The 16,584-nt window shown below is 40.4% G+C and carries 12 protein-coding genes; 3 read left to right on the plus strand and 9 right to left on the minus strand.

Going from position 1 to position 16,584, the window contains the following annotated elements; translation table 11 throughout:
* Positions 1–11: 11 nt before the first annotated feature.
* From DWX23_RS04830 to secDF, 5 genes are all read right to left on the minus strand, one after another.
* A complete protein-coding gene (locus DWX23_RS04830) occupies positions 12–3,542 on the minus strand; it encodes a TonB-dependent receptor (RefSeq protein ID WP_122373636.1) in 3,531 nt (1,176 codons plus the stop codon).
* A gap of 65 nt (positions 3,543–3,607) precedes the next feature.
* Positions 3,608–4,747 carry a FecR family protein gene (locus DWX23_RS04835; protein WP_122373637.1) on the minus strand — a complete coding sequence of 380 codons (1,140 nt, stop codon included), beginning with the start codon at positions 4,745–4,747 and terminating at the stop codon, positions 3,608–3,610.
* A gap of 144 nt (positions 4,748–4,891) precedes the next feature.
* On the minus strand, positions 4,892–5,488 hold the full coding sequence (locus tag DWX23_RS04840) for an RNA polymerase sigma-70 factor (RefSeq protein WP_122354528.1): 597 nt from the start codon (positions 5,486–5,488) through the stop codon (positions 4,892–4,894).
* A gap of 176 nt (positions 5,489–5,664) precedes the next feature.
* Positions 5,665–6,915, minus strand: coding sequence for an imidazolonepropionase (hutI, locus tag DWX23_RS04845; protein WP_122373638.1), 1,251 nt, complete (start codon positions 6,913–6,915; stop codon positions 5,665–5,667).
* A 247-nt stretch (positions 6,916–7,162) separates the two neighbouring features.
* Positions 7,163–10,195, minus strand: a complete 3,033-nt coding sequence (secDF, locus tag DWX23_RS04850; RefSeq protein ID WP_122373639.1) for a protein translocase subunit SecDF — start codon at positions 10,193–10,195, stop codon at positions 7,163–7,165.
* A gap of 170 nt (positions 10,196–10,365) precedes the next feature.
* Between secDF and DWX23_RS04855 the strand changes: the two genes are divergently transcribed.
* Together DWX23_RS04855 and DWX23_RS04860 are read left to right on the plus strand one after the other, a co-directional pair.
* Entirely contained in the window at positions 10,366–11,391 is a 1,026-nt protein-coding gene (locus DWX23_RS04855; RefSeq protein ID WP_122373640.1) for a DUF4468 domain-containing protein, read from the plus strand.
* Positions 11,379–11,951 carry a DUF4468 domain-containing protein gene (locus DWX23_RS04860; protein ID WP_122373641.1) on the plus strand — a complete coding sequence of 191 codons (573 nt, stop codon included), beginning with the start codon at positions 11,379–11,381 and terminating at the stop codon, positions 11,949–11,951. Before DWX23_RS04855 ends, DWX23_RS04860 begins: the two co-directional genes overlap by 13 nt.
* 9 nt (positions 11,952–11,960) lie before the next feature.
* Here DWX23_RS04860 and DWX23_RS04865 read toward each other — a convergent pair whose 3' ends face one another.
* From DWX23_RS04865 to DWX23_RS04875, 3 genes are read right to left on the minus strand one after another with little or no spacing between them, the layout of a single operon-like run.
* Positions 11,961–13,058: an endonuclease/exonuclease/phosphatase family protein gene (locus DWX23_RS04865; protein ID WP_183668668.1), complete on the minus strand. Its 1,098-nt coding sequence runs from the start codon at positions 13,056–13,058 to the stop codon at positions 11,961–11,963.
* 8 nt (positions 13,059–13,066) lie between these two features.
* Positions 13,067–13,945 (minus strand): rhomboid family intramembrane serine protease, encoded by an 879-nt coding sequence (locus tag DWX23_RS04870; RefSeq protein ID WP_122356409.1) that lies wholly within the window; start codon positions 13,943–13,945, stop codon positions 13,067–13,069.
* Complete coding sequence (locus tag DWX23_RS04875) at positions 13,926–14,636, minus strand: rhomboid family intramembrane serine protease (RefSeq protein ID WP_122356518.1); 711 nt, start codon at positions 14,634–14,636, stop codon at positions 13,926–13,928. Before DWX23_RS04875 ends, DWX23_RS04870 begins: the two co-directional genes overlap by 20 nt.
* A 183-nt stretch (positions 14,637–14,819) precedes the next feature.
* Between DWX23_RS04875 and DWX23_RS04880 the strand changes: the two genes are divergently transcribed.
* A complete protein-coding gene (locus DWX23_RS04880) occupies positions 14,820–15,092 on the plus strand; it encodes an HU family DNA-binding protein (RefSeq protein ID WP_122356411.1) in 273 nt (90 codons plus the stop codon).
* Positions 15,093–15,450: 358 nt separating this feature from the next.
* On the opposite strand, the gene DWX23_RS04885 is transcribed toward DWX23_RS04880, so the two are convergent.
* Positions 15,451–16,413 (minus strand): FimB/Mfa2 family fimbrial subunit, encoded by a 963-nt coding sequence (locus DWX23_RS04885; protein WP_122356413.1) that lies wholly within the window; start codon positions 16,411–16,413, stop codon positions 15,451–15,453.
* Between the last annotated feature and the right edge of the window lie 171 nt (positions 16,414–16,584).

Below are 16,584 nucleotides of genomic sequence, written 5' to 3' on the forward strand. Positions count from 1 at the left end.
TCGTTATTAAATTAGTAAGTAATATCAACACCAAAATTGAATATGCGCTGGATAGGATACCAAGCTCCGTCTCCTTCTTTTGTTTCAGGGTCAACATCCACATCACCCAGGCTGTCAAATGTAACCAGGTTCATACCTTGTACATAAAAACGGACATTCTGCAATCCGGCAAAACGAATAGCGCTTTTAGGTAAAGTATATCCAATCTCAACATTCTTCAAACGCAAATAAGAAGCATTGTATAAGAATAAACTACTGTTTGAATTCTTATTATTGTCATTTTTACCAATCGTCAAACGAGGATAAGTAGCAAAATCTTTGGTCTCTTCAGTCCAACGGTTTAAGTGCATTGGTTTTACCTTACCGATCTGGTCTTGATCATATTGCGGGAAATCCCATACACCTGCACCATTCAGCAAAATGCTGGAGTTGGCAGCTCCCTGGAATAACAGACTTACGTCAAAACCTTTATACTGAAGACCGAGAGGAATACCGAATTGAATTTCCGGAGTACGAGGATTACCCATTGCCCGACGGTCGTGTTCATCATCAATCTTTCCATCTCCATTCAAGTCCTTATAAACTACGTCACCCGGATATAATGTACCCCAAGGCTGGAAACCTTCTCCATTGTTCATTGCGTTCAAACGATCGGCTTCTGCCTGGTCATACACGAAATGATCTACTTCATAAACAAAATATTCGTCGATTCGCTTACCGGTATTTGCACGCCATTCGTTATCATACGATACTTCATTCATGAATGTAATCTTATTTCGTGCAAATGTGAAATTAGGTTTGATATAATAACGGAAATCATCTCCTATATTACCATTCCAACCGATTTCAAAGTCTATACCTCTATTATCCACAATACCGGAGTTAACAAAAGGCGCATCCTTTCCGACTATTCCCGGATATCCTAATTTTCCGGCATCGCTTAAATTGGTAATAATATCATAACGATGTTCATAGAAATAATCTGCCGAGAAAGTCAGACGTTCATTGAAGAAAGATGCATCGATACCGATATTCAACTTGCGTGCTTTTTCCCAAGTCAGATTGGGATTCGCAAAATTACCTTCTTTTAATGCACTATACTCGTTTCCGAATTCATTTACACCATATGAATACTTATCTCCTTCCTTGAAGAATTGCAGATAAGCAAAACGATCGTCGTTATTATCAGAAATTTTATCACTACCTACTAAACCGTATGAAGCTCTCAATTTCAGATTGCTCAACCATTTATCAGCACCCTGCATAAATTTTTCACGAGAAATAACCCATCCGATAGATCCGGCAGGGAACGTTCCGTAACGTTTGCCCGGAGCGAAGTTTTCAGAACCATTATATCCGATATTGAATTCAGCCAAATATTTATTCTGAAAGGCGTATGTAGCCCTTGCCGTCAATCCCTGGTAACGATAAGCTACACGATTATCATAACTCCGGTTCGAACGGTTTAATAAAACCATAGCCGTAACGTCATGATCATTAAATGTACGCATATAATCCAGCTTTAACTGATAATAGGTCTTACTTTCAGCTGCATTATGGCTAAATGCATTTCCGATTGTCTCATCTTTGTCATACCAGGGATTTCCTAAGACATACTTACCTGTATAATTCGAATTATTCATATAATATGAACCGTAGCTCCCATCTGCCGGCTGGAATGTGGCATATTTAGTAAAGTTCATATAACCATCCGAACGATTCCCGAGTTCCCGTCTGACCCAGTTACCTTCAGATGCATCGTATGAGAACACCCCTTCCACTTTCAAACCTTTCGTTATAAAATCAAGCTTATGTCCGATTGCAAACGATCCGTTCAGATAAGTATTCTTTTCAACCAGATATCCGGTTCTTGACAGCTCTCCTAAAATATTTTTACGATGTTTGTAGTCTCCATATAGCATACCATACGGATTATTCAATACATAATCTTCATTATCCGGATTATCATTGTCCGGGAGTGTGATCGGCAAATAGGGAGGCAATGTATTACACAAACTAACGATTTGGGAAGCTGTCGTTCCCGGAGCATGACGATCCGTGATACGAGCACCTAAATCCACCCGCACATAGAAATCTTTTGTGATATCGACATCGACATTCGCACGGAAATTATAACGTTTAAACCGTGCCTGTGTATCATGTTCCGTCAAATTCGTATGCTCATAGTTTCCGCTCTGAGAATAATAGTTGGCCATCACGTAATAACGTGCACGCTCGGAACCACCTCGGATAGACAAACTATAATCCTGCTGCATACCAGGTTTAAATGCATAATCGAAATAATCCCAGTTATAACCTAAACCATCGGAATTATCTCCTTTTGCCATTCTGTAATTATTAATAGCATCCTGTGTAAACAGCTCCAACTTTGAAGGATCTGTTCCCGGATTACTATTTATCATTGCTTCATTATATAAGGTTGCATAGTCTGCAGATCCTAAATAAGTCGGGAATTTAACCGGGGCATTCGTTCCTACCGATGCTTTAAAATTCACACTCGGTTTTTCAGAAGCCTTACCACGTTTAGTCGTAACAATGATAACACCGTTAGCACCACGTACACCATAAGGAGCGGTGGCAGAAGCATCTTTCAAAATTGTAAATGTCTCGATTTCTTCAGGAGCCAGATAACTCATGTCGCGTTCAACACCATCGACAATAACGATCGGCGATTTGTCTCCGTAAGTACCCATACCACGGATACGAATGTCAGCTTTATCCACACCAGGTTCACCACCACCGAATTGGTTTGCCATCAAACCGGGCATTCTACCGGCCAGGGCATTATTCAGGTTTGCAGTCGGGCTTTGTTTTAAATCTTTAGTAGTGATGGTTGATACGGAACCGGTAATTGTGGCTTTTTTCTGAGTCGTATAACCTACTACTACAACTTCTTCCAATGCTTTGGTATCTTCCACCAATGTAACAGCCAGCATCTTTTTCCCGTCGATCTTTATTTCCTGAGGCTGATAACCTATATAAGAAAAGATCAGGCTGGCTCCTGAATAAGGGGCAGTAATCTCAAAATTACCATCCGCATCAGATATAACACCTGTCATGGTTCCCTTTACCATGATATTCACACCTGCCAAAGGGCCGAATGCATCGGAAACACTACCTTTGACCTTAAAACCTTCCTGAGAAACAACAGCTACTGTTGGCTGTGCTTTCTCTACAGGAAACAATATTACTTGCCCGTTTTCTACTTTGTACGAACAATTCTGATTAAGCAGCAATAGGTGTAAAGCCTCTTCCAATGATACATTTCCGGAATTAAGATTTACAACAGCCTCATCATTCAATACATTATTTGAATAAATGATGCTAACACCTGCTTGCTCCTGAAGCTGTTCCAGTGCATTCTTTAATGTAGTATTGTTGAACGATAAACTCACCTGCGATTTCAAGACATTTGCATACATGGTCAGTGATACACAACCACATAGCCCTACGGCCAAAAATCGTCTCCAAGGTCCCCGTTCATGCGGAACAGCTTTTCTCATGCTAGACTTCTTTCCCATAATAATAGATTCTTTTTGTTAAACAATAATTTTCCTTTTACACAGTCTTTCATAATGCTTCAATTTTATATGGATGACTTTTTATCTTTTATCAAGAATAATTTTTGTTTTTGCGGGTTATAGTTCGGAATAAGAATTCTCATCAGGACATCCATCGTTTCCTCTGCGGTGTTTTTTAGGTCAAGATTTCCTGATATCAGATATTCCAGGTATTTAGGATTAAAAAATTCGATTTTTATATTGTACGACTTTTCCAGTTTACGGATCACTTTTTCCAAAGGCTCACGATTAAATCTCAACCGTCCTTCTATCCAAGAAATATAATCTCTGACATCCACTGTTCTTAATTCATCCAGGCCGGAGTCTGATTGGTAGACATAATATTGATTAGGAGTAAGTTCTATTTTACCGGCATTACTTTCCAGGCCAATCTTACCTGTGACTAATACCGTTTCAAATAAATTCTGCGTTTTATCGACTGAAACATTGAACTTTGTGCCCAATACTTCTATAGCTTTACAGCTTGTCTGTACGATAAATTTTCTCCGGGATTCTTTGGATACTTCGAAATAGGCTTCGCCATCCAAATAAACTTCACGTTTATCTTTTGCAAAGACAACCGGATAAACCAGGGAAGAGCCGGAATTAAGATAGACTTTGGAGCCATCTGCCAGAATCAGTGTTGAACGTTTACCATAAGGGACATAGATTGTATTCAGATCACTTTTATCTTTTTTCTCTTTCGGAACAGTCACCGTATCATTGATCACGATCTGTCCCTTTTTATCATAGGCAACAACGGATGTATCGGACAACTCTATCTCCTTTTGATCGCTTACCGTCAATGTGATCTCCGTTTTATCCGTAATTCCGGCTAAAGCCTTTTCATATTCATAACGATCTTTTTGTTCGAAAGGGAATAAAACGACAAACAGGATAACAGCAGCCGAACAAACAGCCGCACCGATATAAGTAGCCAAACGATAACGTTTCCGACTTATCTCTTTCATGATCTGTTGTACATCGTCAGCATCCACATTCCCGGTACGGTCTGCGCTATCGATACTGATAGAAGCATACACAGCCTGCATATTCCGGAAAACTGCCTTATTTTCTTCGCTGGCTTCAATCCAGCGAAGAACTTCACGAGCTTCATCCAGTGTACATTGCCGTTCTATAAAACGTATAATTAAATTGTTGTCCATATATCCTCTTTTGATGTCAGATGGAAGAGGAACAACATTTTTTAATTTTACCCTAACAGAAAATGAATCTTTTTTTTACTTTTGATGAATATTTTTTTCAGACGACAAATAAATGTCTGAAAATCAGCAATAATATTAAAGTAGTTATTTTTTTAAGATGAGATACAAGAAAACAAAAACAACGGAAATAAAATATTCCTGGGACAGATCATGTCTCAAATGACTTAATGCCTTGTTTATGTGGAATTCAACAGCTTTTACCGTTATATTCTGATGCTCGGCTATCTCCCGGTTCTTAAGACCTTCATAACGGCTCATCATAAAAATAGCTCTTGTACGGGAAGGTAGTTTAGAAAGTGATGCTTCTATAGCCGATGCTAATTCTTTTGTTACTAAAATCTCTAGTGAATCGTCTTCCAATACATAAATATTACTCCGCTGATAAATAGCCGATTCTGTCAATTCATTTATTTCAACCTTTTCAAACTGCAGACTTTTCAAATAATTCAGACATTTGTTCCGGCATACAACCATTAAATAAGTTATCAGGCAAGTCTCATCGTCCAGATTTTCCCGTTGTTTCCACAGAATGAGGAAGGTATCTTGTACAATCTCTTTGGCGGCTTCTCTATCCAATACATAAATTTGAGCAAATTTATGTAAACGCGGCCAATATGATTCTACTATACCTTTAAATATCTGTTCGTTACTCTCTTTTAGTTGCCGTACATTTATGTCCATCAGAAATCGTAAACTTTGAATTTTATTCCCAGTATACTTAAAATGACTAGAAAAAACGATCGTTTTTTCTAGTCACTGTAATCCAAACACAAAAACCATACTAAAGCATTATATTTAAGCATCTTAAGCACGATATAGCGACCTATTTCACAAAAAAGCAAGATAATATCCGGCAATCAGATCATATAGAGAATACCATCCTTGATCACTGTATCTACGATATTCATTCCGATATTATAAGGTAAGAACTTATATGACGGATATTTCAATAATATCAAATCAGCCTTCTTCCCTACATCGATACTACCGGTCTTTTTCGCCAATCCTAAAGCGGCTGCACCATTTATGGTCAGCGCCGTTAAAGCTTCTTCGGGAGTCAATTTCATCTGGATACATGCCAGGGCAAATAACATTGGAATAGAACATGAGAAACAATTCCCCGGATTATAGTCAGAAGCCAATGCTACCGCACAACCGGCATCGATCATTTCACGTCCGCGGGCATAAGGCTTATTCTGTGAAAAGGAACTAAAAGGAAGCAAAGTAGCAACAATCCCGCTACATGCCAGACGTTTGATACCTACGTCTGAAACATACAGTAAATGATCGGCACTCACTGTCTTTAACTTTGCAGCCAGTTCCGCCCCATCAAAAGAAGCGATCGAATCTGTATGCATTTTCAATTTAAAACGCAGGCTGCGGGCAGCACGGAGCAAACGTTCTGTCTGCCGTAAAGAAAATAAGCCCTGGTCACAATAAACATCACAGAAAGTTACCGATCTCTCCAAACGAAGCTCCGGCAAAACTTTCTCTATCATATAAGTAATGTAATCATCTGTCTGATGAGTATATTCGGAAGGAGTAACATGTCCTCCGAAATAGGTGGAAACAACATCCATCGGATGCTCGTCATTCAAGTCTGCCATAACTCGAAGCTGTTTCAACTCCGTATCAAAATCCAGACCATAGCCGCTCTTCCCCTCTACAGTCGTTACTCCCATATTAAACATTTCATCCAGACGTTCATAACCGGCCTCCCACAATTGCTCAAAATCACAAGAACGGGTAGCACTGACAGTTCCGAGAACATCTTCGCTATATTCTACAGGCGACAAAGAATGATTCTTTTTCAAACGTTCGGAAAATACTTTCTCCCGATAACCTCCGAAAAGAAAATGTGTATGACTATCTACAAAACCAGGAAGCAAAGCCCGTCCGGTCGCATCGATTTCCAGATAATCGTCTGCATCGACTGTACGCAAAATATCATTAGTCGGTCCTACGTGTGTGATTATACCGCCTGAGATGACGACAGCACCGTCGTCAATAATATGAAGGTTAGACATTTCCGCTCCTCTTTTAGCAGCAAAACCAGAACAGGTAATAACTTGTGAGGCGTTTCTTATTAATAATTTATCTCCTTCCATTTTTTCTTTTCATTATTCAGGTCTAAACACATGTCAAATCTCTTTTTTCCGACAATTGTTCACCCAAATGTAGTCTAAATTGATGACGTTTTAACTCTTATCCACGATTCATTAAAGTGGGCTACAAGGTAATTATTTAGATGAATCCGAACAATTCCGGTTTATATGTTTAGAAGCATATCACAAAAAAGAAAAAGGCCACCCCGAAATGAGGTGGCCTTTTCTATAATTCTATGACTTCTGCTTCTTACTTAGCAAGTTCTGCAGCAGCTTTTTTGTTTATTTTCCTCTTCTGCAATTCGTATGCAATCGGAGTTGCAATGAACAGCGTAGCATAAGTACCGATGATAATACCCAACAAGATAGCAAACGTAAAGCTACGGATTGTGCTACCACCCAGGATAAAGATACACAGTACTACAACCAATGTAGTCAATGATGTATTGAATGTACGGGATAATGTAGAGTTCAATGCGTCATTAATTACCTGATAACGGTCACGTTTCGGATACAGGCCGATCGTTTCACGGATACGGTCGAATACAACCACGGTATCATTGATAGAGTAACCGATAATCGTCAGGATAGCCGCGATAAATGTCTGGTCGACCTCCATAGAGAACGGTAATACTTTCCATAATAATGTATAGAAAGAAATGATACACAATGTTGTTACTGCAACTGATGCAAATGCACCGATTGAGAATGAGAGATCACGGAAACGGAGCAGGATATAAGCTGCCATACAGAACATCGCGAAGATAACCGCCATGATAGCGCTGTTCTTGATGTCGTCAGCCATACTCGGCCCTACTTTCTGAGAACTCTGAATATAAGTAGTTGTAAACTGATCCAATGTTGTTCCTTCCGGAAGCAGCGGTTTAACGCCTTCGAACAGTAATGATTCGATTTCCCGGTCTACTGCAGGATCTGCATCATCGATCTTAAAGTTGGTAGATACACGAACCTGGTCCGGAGTACCGATCGTGATAACACTTACAGCACCATCCAGTTTTTCATCCAGCATATTACGAACTTCATCTGTCTTTACATCCTGATCGAAACGAACGATATAGTTACGTCCACCAGTGAAGTCGATACCATTATTCAAACCAATTGTCATCATGGAGATAGCTCCCAGAATGATGATACCTGTAGGGATCAGATAACCGATTTTACGGGCACCCAGGAAGTTGATCTTCGGATTAGTCAACAGGTCTTTTGTGATAGAAGTTACGAATGTTACATTCTTCAGTTTATCTTTAGCCAGTAATGCTTCGTAAACAATACGAGTCAGGAACACAGCTGTAAGGAAGGATGCGAACAGACCGATGATCATAGTGGTAGCGAAACCACGGATAGGACCTGTACCGAAGTAGAACAATACGACACCAGTAATGATAGATGTCAGGTTGGAGTCGAAGATAGCAGAGAAGGCATTGCTGTAACCGTCGGCAATAGCTTTACCTAACGATTTACCGGCTCGAAGCTCTTCTTTTGTACGTTCGTAGATCAACACGTTAGCATCGACCGCCATACCCAGTGTCAATACCATACCGGCGATACCCGGCAAAGTAAGTACAGCCTGGAAAGAAGCCAGGATACCCATTGTGAAGAAGATGTTCAACACCAAGGCACCGTCTGCGATCAGACCCGGGATAATACCGTAGAATGCACACATATAAATCATCAACAGAATCAAAGCCAGTGCAAATGAAATAACACCTGAACTGATAGCTTCCTGACCCAGTGACGGACCGACAACGTCTTCCTGTACGATATGCACAGAAGCTGCCATCTTACCTGATTTCAATACGTTCGCTAAGTCCTTCGCTTCTTCCGGAGTGAAGTGACCAGTAATTTGAGAACGTCCGCCGGTAATTTCATCGTTTACGTTCGGAGCAGAATAAACCATGTCATCCAGAACGATAGCGATCGCTTTACCGATATTTTCTTTTGTCAAACGAGCCCATGCTTTAGCACCTTCTGCGTTCATAGCCATGCTAACCTGTTGTTCAGAACGGCCGGCTTGCTGAACGAAGTCAGCGTTAGCATCCGTTACAACGTCACCACCTAAAGCAGGTGTTCCGTCACGGTTAGTAACTTTGATAGCATATAATTCGAAGAACTGTTCTTTTTCATCGATTGCTTTTACACCCCATTTCAAAGACAGGTTACGAGGCAATACGTCTTTCACCTGTTTCATTGCCAGATATTCGTTGATCTTAGGAATGTCTCTTACGTTAGCTACACCAACGGCTGCACCACGTCCTAACTGACCATTGTACTGGTTGATCTGCAGCAAAGCAAACAACGGATGCTGTTTTGCAAATTCTTCCATAGACTGGTTAGCCTGAGTTTCAGGTTTATCCTGAGCGATCTGCTGCAGCAAAGAATCAGCTTCGCTTGTAGCAGCTGCATTATCTGTTACAGTTTCTGTAGCAGTTGCAGTCGTATCCGTACCGTCAGTAGAAACACTTTCTGTTTCAGTGACAGCAGCTTCGTCATTATGCTCTTTCAGAACTGTTGCCAGTATATTGTCGGCAGCAACCAACTGCTGGTAAACTTCCGGTAACTGATAAGTTTCCCAGAATTCCAGGTTTGCACTACCCTGTAACAATTTACGTACACGTTCAGGTTCTTTTACACCAGGAAGTTCCACCAGGATACGTCCTGCTGTTTCCAAACGCTGGATGTTAGGAGATACTACACCGAAACGGTCGATACGGGTACGCAATACGTTGAATGAATTATCGATAGCACTTTTCAACTCATTTTTCAACACTGCAACAACCTGGGCATCTGTACTCTGAGGAGTAATTTTATCTTTCAATTCGAAAGTACTGAAAACAGCAGACAGGCGTGCACCATTGTCCAGGTTCTTGTACTCTTCTGCAAACAAGTCAATGAAGTCTCTCTGACTGGTTGCCTGGCGTGCATAGGCTAAATCCAATGCTTTGTTGAAGTTTTCATCCTGGTTGTTATTTGAAAGTGAGCGGATAACATCTGCCACATTCAACTCCAGAACGACGTTCATACCGCCCTTCAGGTCAAGTCCTAAACTAATTTCCATTTCACGGCACTGCTTAAGCGTATAGCCCAGCCACACCTTCTGAGTAGATAATGAGTCCAAATAAAGACTCTCTTTCGACGGATCCCCGCCTGCATACTCAGCGGCTTTATTGTTGTAATATCTTGTTACAAATGAGAACGATAGATAGAACAAACATACAAGCGTAAGTAACACCGCGAAGACCTTTACAAATCCTTTGTTTTGCATTTGAATCTTGAGTTTATGTTATTACATTATTTATTTTCGTTTTTTCACAGGGTGCAAATATAGGCTTTTTTTCTTTGTCAAGTAGTAATTAGATTAATTATTTGTCACTCTCATAGTTAATTTCAAACACAAATATATATCTTTGCCTGTAAAAAAACACAGAATTCACCATGAGACAGCTATTATTCTTATTATTATTTATTCCTTCCCTGCTTATAGCACAGGAAGATCAGAAGTATTTAGCCGGAGCCGTTCCTGAAGATGGCGGCAAAGTTATCTTTACCAAAGAGATAAGTATGCCTTCACTTTCCAAGGATCAGATTTATAACGTCATGTACACATGGGCTGAGAAGTTTTTCAGCGAAGAAGGCCGCCGGTTGGTTTATTCAGACAAGGACAAAGGAGATATCGCAGCAGTAGGCGAAGAATATCTGGTGTTCCAAAGCACAGCATTGTCACTGGACCGTACCTTGATGGACTATCGCGTAACGATTGAATGTGAAGACAACTCTGCCAACATCAAACTGGCCGGCATCCGCTACGAATACAATGTTTCTTATCAACGTGAACCGGAAAAATATACAGCAGAAGAATGGATTACCGACAAATACGCTTTGAATAAGAAAAAAGACAAACTAAATCGCGGCAACGGTAAATTCCGCCGCAAGACAATCGATTTTGCAGACGAGATGTTCCGGAGCGCCAGTGAAGCATTCGGTGTAAAACCGGCAGCCGTAACAGTTCCGGCTTATGCTGTTACTCCAGCCCAGGAGCAAACGACCCAGGTTGTAACAGTACCCGCACAAAACATAGCTCAGGTTCCTGCAAGCAACAATACGGAAGTTTGCCAGGGTTTAAGCGCGTTCGAACCGGGTAAGGTTCCGTCAACCTTACTAAATATGTTACCTGACAGCAAAATGGAGGTAACTCCGGCCGAAAAGGAAAATCTGGTGGAACATTATGCTACCTGGAAAGAAATGGGTAAGATGTTTGGAAAGAACATTGCTTCCATCTCCATCAGTCCGGAAAGTGAAGTTTATAAAGCGATCAGAGATAACGACATCTACACGATCTCTTTCAAGAAAAAAGATGATCCGGAAACCTGGTTTATGATCCAGTGTATCAAGCAAGGAGAATCCAGCGAAGGAGCACAAAAAATAGTGATCGGAGAAATACTTAACGTATGGATCAGATAAACAGTAAGATAATGAAGAGATTAGTAATCCTGCTACTGTCGATATGCCCTATGCTTGCCATGGCACAGGGGCATAAAGGCAGTGTAGAGGCATGCGCACCCATGAAAGAGGGTAAGGTTTGTTACAGCGATGAAGTAGATGTCGAAGGCATGAAAAAGGGCGAACTGTTCAACGCAATCGACAAGTGGGCCAAAAAGAATTATGGGAAAGATGTTTTCCTGTCAAGCGTCACTTCCAGTAAGTCGAAAGGAACGATATTTATCAACTCCAAAGTCGAATTACTGCTGAACGAAACGGACAAGACAATCGTCAAATATAAAATGAGGATTTATTGCTTCGATGAAAAATACACAATCGAACTGACCGATATCACTTATCAGTACGACCCGAATAACGAAAAGAAATACAAGACTTATCCAGCAGAAAACGTCATTGCCAATAATGGAAAAAGTAATACGATCGCATTAATCAAAGATCCGTTACTTTTCTGTAATGCGACATTTTTCTTTGCAGAGAATCTGTTCGGCGATGTATTCGATGCTGCAGAAGATAGCAATTGAACAACAGAGTTACATACTCAGATAACACCACAATGGATAATGGTCCGAATATCGTATTTTATCAATGGTACAGTTCATCGACTTCATATTCTTTGAATGCAATATATTATCGATACGGAACCAAAACATATTCTGATTGTAAGTAACTCCCATCCCCTGTCCCGATTCGGCAAACGAATCGACCAAAGGTCCCTGAACGGTGCGATGGGCATATGAGATAGGCGTGTCGTTAAAGTCACCACAAACTACCACATAATCACCCTTTGCCTTAGCTATTTCAGCAGCAACCACTTCAGCTTGCCTGGCACGCATTTTAAAAGCCGGTCCCAGCTTCTGCTCCAATGCGCCCTTAATGCCGTCAAAAGTATCCGTACTGATATTTTTAATGAAAGCGGTGTAACGGCTCCGGTCTTCCATTGTCAGCTTAAACGACTCCAAGTGATTATTGATCAGGGTCAATGTCTTTCCATTCACGTTCAGTTCATGGACAGAAGAACCATTAAAATCACTTTCATATTTTATTCTCCGGGAGTTTGAGATGGGATATTTAGAAAAAACAGCAATACCAAAATTCAAATACCCCGATGAATTAATAGGAATAACAGAACGGTAAGGATACATATCCAATGCCTGATAAACCTTTTTCGGAGTCAGGAATTTCTCTGATTTACCCACTGCATATTCCTGTAGACAAACGATATCTGCTCCTGAGTTAGCGATATATTCTATGATCTTATTGGGAGACTCCTTCGTGTGGTCTTTGTATGCAAACCCCATCACATTATAAGTAAGCACCTTCAATACATTTTCCTTCGGGATATCCTTTACCCGGCTATGATAAGGAAAATACTTCTTCACAGGTCCCCAGCAGATCAGAAAAGAACATAAACCGATCAACAGGAAACGCCATTCCCACAAAAACAGCCAATAGAGAGCAAAACAAAGATTCAGGACGCATAAAACAGGAAAAGCCAATCCCAAATAGGAAAATCCCAGGATAGTATCAGGAGAAACACGATCTGAATAGGCTGAAGCAATTAACAGCACTACGATCAAAACATTGGCAAGAACGAACAATGATTTGAACAACAACTTCAGTGTCTTCATCCCTTCACTCATTTTTTACTCGCGTCAAATAATTGTCTTTTTTCATCAGCCGAAAGGCTTTCGTATCCGGAACGTTTTAGTTTATCCAGAATAGCATCTATATCAGCCGACTCCCGTTGTTTACGGGCATTATACTCATAATCGGTTTCTGCACGTTTATAGGTCACCTTCATTTTAGGCTTTCTTTTCCCCAGATTCGCTACCCAGTCGAGCACGCGGTTCATCGGAGCAGTCAGATCTTTTCCTTTTTTGATCTGCATGGCAAACCAGATACCGAACAAGGCGCCTCCTATATGTGCAATATGTCCGCCGGCATTATCAGAGGTAATAGCCAGCAGATCGATCACAAAAGTGAACAATGCCAGATAGATCAATTTGATTCGTCCGATCAGGAACAAATTAATTTCCAGATCTTTCCTGTAGAACGATACCGCAAAAACAATTGCCATCACCGAAGCCGATGCTCCCATCAGATAGCTGGAAGAAGCTACCGTCTGAAAATACGGGAAGATATTATAAGCAAGCATAAACAGAACTGCACCTGCAATACCGCCTAACAGATACAATCCCCCCAACTGACGTTCGCTGAAGAATGTAAGGAACAGTCCACCGAACCAATACAACCAAAGCATATTAAAAAGAATATGCAGGAAGTCGAAATGGGTAAACATATAAGTGATAACCGTCCAGGGCCGGTACATCAGAAGTTCCGGCGATGAAGGCATCTGTAAATATTGTAAAAAAGGTATGCCGGGAACATTAAAAAGCAGAAATATCACTCCCAGCAACCGGATCAGGATAAAAAGCCCTACATTAATATATATAAGCTTAGCCAGTATATTCCCTGTCCGGAATGTATTCTTCAGATTAGTAAAAATACTTTCCATTGCCTGCATCTTTCTTTTTCCAGTAGCGAACCATAAAGTAGCCGAACAACATCCCCCCTAGATGGGCAAAGTGTGCGACTGTATCTCCACCAAAACTGGAAACACCCATAAATAGTTCAGCCAAACCATAAAACACAACAAAATATTTAGCTTTAATTGGGATCGGGATAAACATCAGGAACAAAGGAACATTCGGAAACAGCATGGCAAACGCCAGCAGGATACCGAACACGGAACCCGAAGCACCTATCGTGATCATCATATTCAGCGACGGATCCATCCGGACCAATTGGAAAAGCGACAACCCGTTGGCACTCGCAAAAGACTGAAGGGAATATGCCCATACCAGTTCCTGTATGATACCGGCACCGATACCTGTCACCAGATAAAAGGTAAGGAAACGTTTCGGTCCCCATACATTTTCAAGTACACGTCCAAACATATACACCCCGAACATGTTAAAAAAGACATGAGCAAAGGAATGTGTATCGTGCATGAACATATAAGTAACAAACTGAAACGGGTAAAAATCTTTCACACCCGGGAAGTGCAATCCCAATAGTTGCACCAAATCTATCCCTACTTTCGGTAAAACCAGACTGGCTACCCAGAAAAGCAGGTTGATAATGATAAGGTTTTTTGTAACGGGCGGTATACTATTCAAGAACCCGGAGCCATTTTGATTCATCATATACATATCAATTTGCGGCAAAGGTAAATATATTTTGATTGTTTTTTCTTCAAATAGTACTAAAACATAGTAAATCAATAAAAAAAACAATGTTTTTCTTTGCAGAATATTAAATAAAAACTACATTTGGACCGACTTTTAGGCTATCACAGAATTGTTTAACATATTAATTATCAAACCATCATGAACAAAACAGAATTTATTACATCTGTTGCTGAAAAATCAGGATTGAGCAAGACAGATGCAAAGAAGGCAGTTGATGCTTTTATTGAAACAGTATCCGATGAAATGAAAGCCGGAGGCAAAGTTTCTCTTTTAGGTTTCGGTTCTTTCTCTATCAGCGAAAGAGGTGAACGTAAAGGTGTTAACCCAGCTACCAAACAGACCATTACAATTCCAGCTCGCAAAGCTATTAAATTTAAGGCCGGAGCTGAGTTGAACGAGAAGGTGCAGTAAAGTAATCAGGTTTATAGCATAAAAAATAATTCCAGAGAACATCACTGCCCCCTGGAACCCACACTAGTATTAATATTAAACTTACCTGATTTACAGGTCAGTATTTTATGTCGAATTTATGATGACGGGGAATGTATTTTCCCGTCATTTATTTTATACAAAGATGCTGCTTTTCAATAAATTATCCTCACATTTACGGTTCTTATAACGCATCTGGGGCTCTTCCCCGGCCACTATGTAAACAACTAACGAGATTCGAGTTTCATTTTCCGAAACAATCAATGCAATGCCATTACCTATTCCTCACAAACTGCACTACTGGAAAAAAAATGATACACATTCCAAATATTGCACCTGTTTATAGTCCGCCTTCATTCTGAAAATACCAAGTCCAACCGTTTATACTAATTCGCAATGCAAGCCACGGGTCATTATCTGAAAAGAAAAAGATGATCTTGTATTCACTCTCCCGGTCCAGATACTCTTGCGGAGTCATATTATGACCTTCAATCTTTGTCATTATCAGAAAATCGGTCAGATTGATATTAAATACTTTTTTCCCAGTCGCTTTTTCTGTTACCACAAAGCGAGCATTACGATCTTCTAAAAAACGCATCGTATTCAGCTCGACTGTTGCCGCTGCAAAATTCTTTTGCTCTATATGATATGGCCGGTAACTGAGAACATCATCATCCAGCAAGGAATTATTGTATCCCAAATATCCGTTAGATTCTATGATCTCATAATCATAAGCATTTACATTCACCCCCCAGGAGTCTTCATTACTACCCTGGAAGACAAACCGGACTTTGTTGGTATCTTTTATCAGATTGATCACCTCTGTCTGATGGGTTGTCCCGGTAAAATCAACGTTTATAATTTCTCCATACCACAAGGGTTCCACCTCTTTATCGATGATAAGGGATTCTTCACGCTTCAGGAGCAACTTCAAATCAGAAATAGAAGAGACACCTTTCTCCAATGAAGAGATATCATAGGATTCATGCGCCCCTCCCCATGCCATAAACTGATATTGCCCGACCGGAAGTACCACCGGCATCAGATAATCGCCTGTCGACAAGGCTGTTCCTTCTTCTACTTGTTTGAACAGGAATTTTCCATCTTTATCAAAGACATAAAGCTCTACTTTATCGACCTGTGCATGAAAAGCATCCGCAAATTCCATATTATAGTCATACTTGAACTTAACAAGCAGACGGCATTCCGGCAGATCCTCATTAAAGCTGTCACACGAGGTCATCAAAGAGCCGATAAGGATAACCCATATGGTAATGTGACGTAATAGGCTTTTTAGCTTCATATTCTTTCTTTTCTAGTTATTCTATATAGAGAGGAAAAGATATTTCTCTTTTCTCGTTATTTCCAATTTAGTGGACAGAACATTTCGTTCCGTCAAAATAAAAATCCCAAAGTTTTTAAGTCTCCGGAAACTTATTTGTTAAAATTGAAGTTGTGGGAGGGTTTCTCCCAC

Source organism: Parabacteroides sp. AF18-52, from assembly GCF_003479145.1.
Classification (GTDB): Bacteria; Bacteroidota; Bacteroidia; order Bacteroidales; family Tannerellaceae; genus Parabacteroides; species Parabacteroides faecis.